Source organism: Phytoactinopolyspora endophytica (assembly GCF_004138495.1).
In the GTDB taxonomy this organism is placed as follows: Bacteria; Actinomycetota; Actinomycetes; order Jiangellales; family Jiangellaceae; genus Phytoactinopolyspora; species Phytoactinopolyspora endophytica.
This window is the reverse complement of sequence record NZ_ML142852.1, coordinates 39,562-47,996: the sequence shown is the minus strand read 5'-3', so window position 1 is coordinate 47,996 and position 8,435 is coordinate 39,562. Positions and strand designations below refer to the sequence as shown.

The following is an 8,435-nucleotide window of genomic DNA, read 5'->3' as shown; positions in this document are numbered from 1 at the left end:
ATCGGGGACGGCGTGCACGCCGCGCCGACGGTGAGCCGTCGACCGAGGACAGCGGGGATTACCGCGGCCGGCGTGCCGCCGGCCGTAGGTCGGGTGGCCGCCGGGCGCGGCGGTCGGATGAGGAAGGTGAGTCGTGATGCGCGGCGGAATCAGCGCGCTGACATTGGCAGCGGGTGTCGCCGGAGTCGTCGCGGCCGGCTCGTTCATCGGGCCGCCCGAGTCGGTGGTCGAGGAGTACCCGGACGTTCAGGAACCGGTCGTGCGGACGTCGCTGGTGTGCCCCTACGTCGGTGGAGAGGAAGAAGGCCGGTCTCACTTCGGGGTGTTCACGTTGCCGGACGTACCCACCGTTGAGGACGAGGAAGCAGCGCCGATCACCGCGCGAGAGCTCCAGATCGCTGAGGAGCCCGGCGAGTCCCCGGATTCGGGAGAGTCCGAGGACGAGGAAGCGACCGAGGACGAGGAACAGACCGAGGACGAGGAACAGACCGAGGACGAGGAACAGGCCGAGGACGAGTCGGACGAGCCTGTGGAGCCCGTGACCACCGTCGAGGAGCGTGGGATCCTCGACATCACCAGAGTGGAATCCGAGGAGCCCGCGTCGGTGGCGGTGGAAGGCGATGGTGCGCTGGCTCCAGGGCTGGCCGCGGAGCAGTCGCTGCTGATCGACGAGACCGATCTGCGGGGTCTGAGCACATCGACCTGCGGCCCGGCTTCCCGCGAGCACTGGTTCGTCGGCGGTTCCGGGGAGGTGGGCAAGCGCGGTCGGCTCGTGCTGTCCAACCCCACGTCGGTCGGTGCCGTGGTCGACGTGGAGCTGTGGGACGACGTCGGTCCGCTCGAGGCGCCGGCGAGTCAGGGGATTGCGGTGCCGGCGAACAGCCAGCAGGTGTTACTGCTCGACGCCCTCGCCCCCGAGGCGGAGCGTGTCGGGGTACGAGTGTCGACGACCCAGGGGCGGGTGGCCGCGGCGCTAGAGGTCCGGGAGTCTGATGAGACCACGCCGCTGGGCATGAGCTACATTCCGCCCGCGCAGGAACCGCAGGAACAAGTCGTGATCCCGGGAGTTTCCGACCAGCGGGACGGTGTCCTGCAGGTCCTCAACCCGGGCGAGACGGACGCGATCGTCTCGCTACGAATGCTCGGCCCGAACGGGGCGTTCGCCCCGGTCGACCACGAGGTCATGACGGTCCCGTCGGGTAGCGTGTCCGAGGTCCCACTGGAGGACATCAGCAACGATCCCGCAGCGATCGAGCTCGACAGCGATGAACCGATCACGGCCTCGCTCCGCACGGTGGAGGAGCCTGACGACGGGCTTCCCGATCTGGCTTTCACATCGGCGACCCCGCCGCTGGATGGTCCGGCGACGGCATTGCTCGGCCGCAGCGGAAGCGGCTTCACGACGAGGCTCTACCTCAGTTCGGTCGTCGAGACCTCGACCCGGGTCATGGTGCAGACGCTGAACGAGGACGGTGAGGTGGCCGACGAGCAGGAGTACGACGTCCCCGGTGAGGCGACGCTGCCGGTGGAGCTCGAAGCCGCCGAGGACGCGACGTTCACCACGGCCGTCGTGGATCCCGGTCAGCAGGGTGCCATCGTGGCGGCGAGGGAGATGGTGGCCACCGACGACGACGGCGCGTACGTGGACCTCATGCCGCTTGTGGCGCCTGTCGTCGAAGTCGGTGTCCCGCGAGTCGTCAACGAGCTCACCGGCGTGCTGGACCCGACCGAGGAGTAGAAGCCGTCCTCATCGCGAGGTCTGCGCGACCCACCGTCTCGCTAGTCGTGGTCACCGTAGGTGGGATCGACGTCCTGGGGGTCCACACCGAACATCTCGGCGACCTGCTCAATGACGACGTCGCTGACGAGGTCCTGCAGCCGGTGGCCGCCTTTGGCGCGGGTCTCGATCGGACGGCGGAAGATCACGATCCGCGCAGGCAGGGCACCGGTGCTGGCGAAGGCGCGAGCCAGCGGGATCCAGTCATGCGGCCAGTCGTCCAGCGTGGGCACGTCCTCTACGGCGAATTCGACCTTGGCCAGCTGGTCTCGCCAGCGCCTGTCGAGGTGTTCGACGCAGCCGAGCACCACGTCGTCGAACCGTTGCGCCGGTGAACGGCGCAGGGGGGAGTCCTCCGGCGCTAGCGGTGCTCGGAGCCCGTGACCACGTCTGTCGCGGCGCAGCGCGGGGAGCGTGACCTGACGGGTGCCCTTCTGGGCGCGGGATCGCCTCACGTCGGCAGATTAGCAGGAGAAAGACGTCGTGGACGGGTCCTGGCGTGCCGAGCGGCCGGACCACCTGTCGGGGCGTTAGCCTTGGCAATTGTGAGCCCTACACGTCGCTGTTCCCGATCGGCCTGTTCCAGGACGGCCGTAGCGACGCTCACCTATGACTACGCCAACTCCACGGCTGTGCTGGGTCCGTTGGCCACGTATGCCGAACCGCACGCGTACGACCTCTGCTCCGAGCATTCGGAGCGGCTTGTTGCTCCACGTGGCTGGGAAGTGATCAGGCTCGCCCCGGATCCGGCAGCGCTGGGACCGTCCAGTGACGATCTGCTTGCGCTCGCCGATGCGGTCAGGGAGGCCGCGAAGCCCCCGGAAGAGCCGGAGGAGCCGAGGGGCGAAGGTCCTCGGCGCGGTCACCTCCGGGTCCTGCGTAACCCGGACATGTGAGAGCGGTTGCCCTTGACCGGGCGGGAGAATCCCTCCTCCACCACCGAGTCACCAGCTAGGCGTGGGCACCTGGTGTCTAGAGCACTGGATTCCACTGGCCTGCGGCGACGGCCAGGACGACGGCGGTGGCCGTCAGGACCGCCGAGCCCAGCAGTACCGTTGCGTCCGCGCGTGTGAACCGGCTTTCGCGGGCGCAGGTGCGGGTTCCCCTGCTGTCGAAACCGCGGGCGTCCATCGCGACCGCCAGCTGGCTGCCTCGCCGTACCGCCCCTACAAGCAGCGCGAACAGCCGGCCCCCGAACAGGCGGACGGCGGCGATGGGATTGCGCCCGGCCTCCATGCCGCGCGCCCGGCGTGCCCGGCCGAGGGTCTCCCACTCCGTGGCCATCAGCGGTGCGAGCCGCAAAGCGGCCAGTGATCCGTAGGCGAACCGTGGCGGCACTCGCAGGTGCTTGACGAGCGCGTCGGCGAGGTCGACAGGGTCGATGGTGAGCACGGCCAGCACGCCGGGGAGGGCGATGGCCGCCAGCCGCATGCCGGCAGCGGTGCCGGCCGCCAGGCTCTCCGTGGTGAGCAGTAGCGGCCCGGCGTCGACCAAGACGGCGCCGCCCTTGCGGCCAGTGAAGACCATGTTGCCCACGGCGATCGTGGTGACGGCCAGCGCCAGCGGCCACACCCGGCGCAGCACGTCGAGCCAGCTCAGCCCCCAGGCAGGGACGCTCAGCAGGGCCGCGGCGAGAATCAGCCCGGAGGAGACCGGATCGACGCCGGCCAGCAGGACGACGGCGGGCAGCAGCGCGCCTCCCAGCTTGGCCACTGGGTTTCGTCGGCCTAGTACTCCCGAGGTGCTGTTGCCGACAGCTCCCGTCACGAGGATCACAGCATCCTCCTCGGGTGAGAAAGGTGGCTGCGCGAATGCGAGGTCATTCGTTGCGGCCCTCCCGATCGATCCGAGGAGCCGGTGACGTCGTGGCCGGCGAGATCGTGCCGTCGTGCATGGCGATCCGCCGATCCGCCAGCACTGCCGCGAACTCCAGATCGTGCGTGACGGCCAGGATGGAAGCGCCGTCGTCGCGCAGCCGGCCGCAGAGCCGGACCAGCTCGGACCAGGTCCGGGCGTCCTGACCGAACGTCGGCTCGTCGAGGATCAGCACGTCGGGTGCGGTCGCGAGCGCGGTGGCGACCGAAAGCCGCCGTTTCTCGCCCCCGGACAGCGTGTACGGGTTCGCTCCGGCGAGCCGGTCCAGGCGCAGCCGCTCGAGCAGCTCGCGGCAGCGCCGCGCGGCTTCGGACGAGTCGACTCCCGCCCGGCGCGGACCGATCGCGAGTTCCTCGCCGACGGTCGGTGCCAGGAACTGGTGCTCTGGATCCTGGAACACGGTACCGATCCGGCGGCACAGCCGGTGGGCCCGCCAGCGGTGTAACGGGCGGCCGTCGTCCGCGAGATACGCTCCGCCGGTGTCGGGGCGGACCAGCCCGGCGAGGACCATGGCCAGGGTCGACTTGCCGCTCCCGTTCGGCCCGGTGATGCAGGTGGCTTCGCCGGCATGCAGCTCGAGGTCGGTCCGCTGCAATGCGGATGTCGCCATTCCAGGGTAGGCGCGGCTGACGCCGTCGGCCCGGAGCAGGAGGTAGCCGGCGGGCGTGAGCGGCACAGCCGCGTCGTTGTCCGTCGTGAGCCGTCGATTGGACGGCACAGCCGCCTTGCCGGCCTGCGAAGCGCCCGGGTCGGCCTCGACGTCGAGAGGCACTGGAGGCACCGATATGCCCCGGTGTCGCCCCGGCGCGCGGGCGGGTGCCGCCCAGCGGGCCGGCACCCACACTCCGGCGGCGGTGAGCGCCGCGCCGCGCCGGCCGAAGACCGTCTCCGGTGGGCCGTCCTCGATCACCCCGGCCCCGGTCTCCAGGACGACCACCCGGTCCACCAGCTCGACGGCCAGGTCCACCCGGTGCTCGACCATCACCAGGGTGGCTTCGGAACCACCGGCGGCTCGCTGGACGGCGTCCATGACGAGCCGCGAGCCGTCCGGGTCCAGATTGGCTGTCGGCTCGTCCAGAACCAGGACCGACGGTCTGCGTACCAGCGCTCCGGCCAGGGCGAGCCGTTGCTGTTCTCCGCCGGAGAGCGCCGAGGTCCCTCGTTCCCGTCCGTAGCCGAAGCCGACCCGCTGTAGGGCGGCGTCGACGCGTGGCCAGATCTGCTCGCGCGGGACGCCGGCGTTCTCCAGCCCGAACGCCACGTCGTCGCCGGACCGGGACATGACCAGAGAGGCTTCGGGATCTTGGAAGAGCATCCCGACCTGGTCGCGGGCCTGCGCGGCGGGGCGGCCGCCGATCAGGACCTCGCCTTCGTGTTCTGCTGAAGCATCCGGGTCGAGCAACCCGGCGATGCCTCGCAGCAGCGTCGACTTTCCCGCCCCAGAAGCGCCGACCAGCAGCACACGTTCACCGGGTTCGATGTCGAGATCGACGCCCCGGCAGGCCCATCGCTTCCGTCCGGCGTACCGCCAGCCCCAGCCCCTCAGGAGCACCCGGCCGCCCTGGGGATGGGCGTGGACGGGCAGGTCCGGGCTCTGAAGCGTCATCGAGTCAGACCTCCTGCTGGGCACGGCCGGCGGCGAACGGCGCGAGGACTCCGGTGCGGGCGAGGGCACGGACCAGCAGCCAGCCGAGGACGCCGGCGGCGATACCGGCGACGACGGCGGCGAGAACGTAGGCGATCTTCCAGTCCGCGCTGTATTCGGGAACCGAGACGATGCTCTGGTTCACACCCATCGCCAGCCCGGCACCCGCCCCGGCGAGCAGCGAGCCGGCGACACCCCATCGCCGATAGGCGAGGGCGGCGAACACGAGCTCGGCCCCTAAGCCTTGCCACACGCCCGACATGAACACCGACAGCCCCCACACCGATCCGAAGAGCATCGAGGTGGTCGCGGCGACGACCTCGGTGTACACCGCCGCTCCGGCCTTCCGGATCACCAGACCGCCGATGACGGCCGGCATCAGCCAGATGGAGCCGATGACCGGGCTGAACGGTGTCGCCTCCAGGGGCAGGCTGACGGTCGGGTAGATGAAGTTGTTCCAGGCGGCGAAGAGCAGCCCGAACGCGACGCCGAGCACGGAGGCGACGACGATGTCCACGGTGCGCCAACCGATCCGCCCGGCGCTCCGGCGCCGAAGGAATCGGACGAGCCGGACGATGCCGAGTAGGCGGAGGAGCCGGACGATGCCGAGGAGCTGAAGGATTCGGAGGATCCGCGGCGGCGCCGAATCGTCGTGCGCGAGCTCGTCATCTGCGGGTTCACTCGCTCGCGGGTGTGAAGCGTTGTCGACGTGGCTCATCGGCTCTCCTGGCGTCGTTGGATCTGAAGAGGGGAGAGCGCCGTCGATGCGAGAGCTGACACGAAAACGGCGCGCCGGCGGGACGACGGTCCCACTGGTGCGCCGCTGGCATGTCGAAGGTCGACTCCCTGCGCCGGCATGATCCGGATCAGGTTCTGAGGGTCTGCGGGTGTCCCGCACTCTCAGCGCTCTGCTGCGCTCCCCTGTCTTGCGGTATTCAGGTGTGGCATGGACGCTAGCGCCATTCGGGCTTATCGGTCAAACGCCGCTCACCTGGGAGACCATGGGCTGTGCACGCGGATCGGGTGAGTAGTGGATTGCCTTCGTATGAACGTAGGGCGACGATGCGGCGTGTGCGAGGTACACTCCGTGTCGGTGGTCCGCGGGCCCAGCGCCCGCGGGCTTGTACATCCCGACGTTGAGAAGAGCGAGGTTCTGCGCAGATGCAGCTAGCTACCCGGCGTGTGGTCGGTGTGAAGCTGGCCATCGCGGTGACCATCGCCATGACAGCTTGTTCAGAGGCCGAACAAGCCGCGGAGTCCGCGCCGTTGGCGCAGATAGCCTCGGATGAGGAGACGGCGCCCGCGGAGAACGGGATCGACCAGCTTCCTGGTGACGAAGTCCTGGAGACGGCGGTCACCAACCTTGATGAGGCCGGGTCGTTCCGGGTTCATGGCACGACGCTCGCCGACGACATGACCATCGACATCGCGTTCAAGGTCGGTGAGGGGTCGGCGGGAACGGTGACCAATGGCAGCGAGGTCGAGCTCGTGGCGTCTGAAGGGGTGATCTATATCACCAGCGACGCCGACACCCTTGCTGACGTGGTCGATGCCGACATCGACGACACCATCGCCGACAAATGGTTCCGGGTGTCGTCCGAGGAATCGGAATCGGGCTACAGCCTCTTCGCGGACAGTGCCGAGTTCGCCGATGCCCTCTTGGGGCTGTCGGTCGAAGGCGACCCCACCTCTGTCAAGGAGGTCGACGGGGTGCCCGCTGTGGGGCTGTCGTTCGCGGAGAGCGGCGGGATGCTCTGGGTCGCGGCGGAAGGCGAGCCGTTGCCGGTGCGGTTCGAGGAGAAAGGTGCGTCCGGGAAGGCAGGCGTGCTGAACTTCACTGATTTCGGCGACGACGTCGACATCGACGTCCCCTCGGACGACGACGTGATCGATCCGGCTGAGCTGCCCAGCGAGGACGACGAGGACGGCGGCGAGAGCGACGACGAGGACGGTCAGAGCGAGTAGCAGTGAGCGGTCCTCTCAAGCTCTTGGCGGCCCTTCCTGGGGAGCCTGCAGTCGGCATCGGCGGCTAATCGGAGATAATGGGCAATCGTGGAGATTGTGGGAGCGATTGCGGTTGGTCTGACACGGTTGTTCGGCCGGGTGGAGTCCGACGGGCTGGAGAACCTGCCGCTGACTGGACCGGCCATCGTGGTCGTGAACCACACCACCATCGCCGATGTCCCACCAGTGCTGTCGACGCTGCACCGGGCCGGGCTGCGGCCCAGCATCCCCTGCCACGATGATGCGTGTGGCAGCGAGCACGGGCATGTCCGGTTCTTGGCCGCGTCGCAAGTCTTCAACCACCCGCTGATCGGCCCACTCGCGCGGCACGCCGGAATGGTCGAGGTGGGGTTGCGTCAAGCCAGCACCGCGGCCCTTCGAGCGGCCCGCGACGCCCTCGGGCGCGGCGAGATCATCGGCATCTATCCCGAAGGGGATGTCTCCGCCACGACCGACGGCTCGCCTCGCCGGTTCCGGTTCGGTGTCGGACGGTTGGCGTTGGATACGCAGGTGCCGGTGATCCCGGTCGCGCATCACGATGCACGTGCGATCGGCTCAGGCTCAACCGCGCGCAGCTTGGGGGGCGCGTTGACCTCGATCGTGCGGAGGCCTACCGTCCGGCTGCGGGTGGGAAAGCCGATCTCTCCGGACGAGTTCGCCGGCATGGCGATCAGGGACGTCGTCGACCTCGTGCAGACGAGGGTCACCGACGTGTGGCGCTCGCTGGCGGGCGCCGACACCCTGGAGAAGGGAGGTCCGTGAATAATCGATTGCCCAGTTCGACCTGCCGCGGCAGGCTACGTGACGGCGGTCGACGAGATTTTCACTAGAATTCGCACATAGAAGATAGGCGTGGTTACCCGCGCGAGGGACTATACCGGACACTGGAGACACGAGCAGACTACAAAGCCCCAGGTGAGGCGAGGAGCGGCCATGTCACGGAAGGAGCCGGACAGGTGCAGACGCTAGTGCTGAACGCCACGTATGAGCCTCTGGCTGTTGTCTCTGTCCGTCGTGCCATCGTCCTCGTGCTGACCGAGAAGGCCGTGCTTGAGCATGCCGATGCGGAACGGATGATCCGTTCCGCCACCCAGGAGTTTCCCGCGCCTCTGGTTGTCCGGCTACTGCGGTTTG

The 8,435-nt window shown here is 68.8% G+C and carries 8 protein-coding genes, 1 pseudogene and 1 riboswitch; of the genes and pseudogenes, 5 read left to right on the top strand and 4 right to left on the bottom strand.

The features are described 5' to 3' along the window. The first annotated feature begins 136 nt into the window (after window positions 1-136). Window positions 137-1,738, top strand: coding sequence for a DUF5719 family protein (locus tag ELR45_RS08600; RefSeq protein ID WP_129665184.1), 1,602 nt, complete (start codon window positions 137-139; stop codon window positions 1,736-1,738). 41 nt (window positions 1,739-1,779) lie between these two features. On the opposite strand, the gene ELR45_RS08595 is transcribed toward ELR45_RS08600, so the two are convergent. Further along, window positions 1,780-2,232, bottom strand: coding sequence for a metallopeptidase family protein (locus ELR45_RS08595; protein WP_240759309.1), 453 nt, complete (start codon window positions 2,230-2,232; stop codon window positions 1,780-1,782). A gap of 90 nt (window positions 2,233-2,322) precedes the next feature. Between ELR45_RS08595 and ELR45_RS08590 the strand changes: the two genes are divergently transcribed. Then, the gene (locus ELR45_RS08590; protein ID WP_129665182.1) at window positions 2,323-2,673 is read left to right on the top strand and encodes a DUF3499 domain-containing protein; all 351 of its coding nucleotides are present in this window, start codon (window positions 2,323-2,325) and stop codon (window positions 2,671-2,673) included. Window positions 2,674-2,749: 76 nt separating this feature from the next. On the opposite strand, the gene ELR45_RS08585 is transcribed toward ELR45_RS08590, so the two are convergent. Genes ELR45_RS08585 through ELR45_RS08575 form a run of 3 tightly spaced genes read right to left on the bottom strand, consistent with a single transcriptional unit; the run spans window position 2,750 to window position 6,015 of the window. Then, window positions 2,750-3,553, bottom strand: a complete 804-nt coding sequence (locus ELR45_RS08585) for an energy-coupling factor transporter transmembrane component T family protein (protein ID WP_205856258.1) — start codon at window positions 3,551-3,553, stop codon at window positions 2,750-2,752. Window positions 3,554-3,596: 43 nt separating this feature from the next. Continuing rightward, window positions 3,597-5,258, bottom strand: coding sequence for an ABC transporter ATP-binding protein (locus ELR45_RS08580; RefSeq protein WP_129665180.1), 1,662 nt, complete (start codon window positions 5,256-5,258; stop codon window positions 3,597-3,599). Window positions 5,259-5,262: 4 nt separating this feature from the next. Next, entirely contained in the window at window positions 5,263-6,015 is a 753-nt protein-coding gene (locus ELR45_RS08575; protein ID WP_129665178.1) for an ECF transporter S component, read from the bottom strand. Between the two features lie 108 nt (window positions 6,016-6,123). Continuing rightward, a riboswitch (TPP riboswitch) is annotated at window positions 6,124-6,230 on the bottom strand. 228 nt (window positions 6,231-6,458) lie between these two features. Between ELR45_RS08575 and ELR45_RS08570 the strand changes: the two genes are divergently transcribed. From ELR45_RS08570 to ELR45_RS42585, 3 genes and pseudogenes are all read left to right on the top strand, one after another. Next, window positions 6,459-7,262 (top strand): hypothetical protein, encoded by an 804-nt coding sequence (locus ELR45_RS08570; RefSeq protein ID WP_129665177.1) that lies wholly within the window; start codon window positions 6,459-6,461, stop codon window positions 7,260-7,262. Between the two features lie 87 nt (window positions 7,263-7,349). After that, complete coding sequence (locus ELR45_RS08565; protein WP_165367606.1) at window positions 7,350-8,063, top strand: lysophospholipid acyltransferase family protein; 714 nt, start codon at window positions 7,350-7,352, stop codon at window positions 8,061-8,063. Between the two features lie 194 nt (window positions 8,064-8,257). Further along, a pseudogene (locus ELR45_RS42585) lies at window positions 8,258-8,435 on the top strand (HNH endonuclease); the annotation flags it as partial.

Excerpts from the sequence above, each read along its gene's own strand:
- ELR45_RS08600 (WP_129665184.1), top strand. The coding sequence starts at position 137 with ATGCGCGGCGGAATCAGCGCGCTGACATTGGCAGCGGGTGTCGCCGGA.
- ELR45_RS08580 (WP_129665180.1), bottom strand. The coding sequence starts at position 5,258 with ATGACGCTTCAGAGCCCGGACCTGCCCGTCCACGCCCATCCCCAGGGC.
- ELR45_RS08575 (WP_129665178.1), bottom strand. The coding sequence starts at position 6,015 with ATGAGCCACGTCGACAACGCTTCACACCCGCGAGCGAGTGAACCCGCA.
- ELR45_RS08570 (WP_129665177.1), top strand. The coding sequence starts at position 6,459 with ATGCAGCTAGCTACCCGGCGTGTGGTCGGTGTGAAGCTGGCCATCGCG.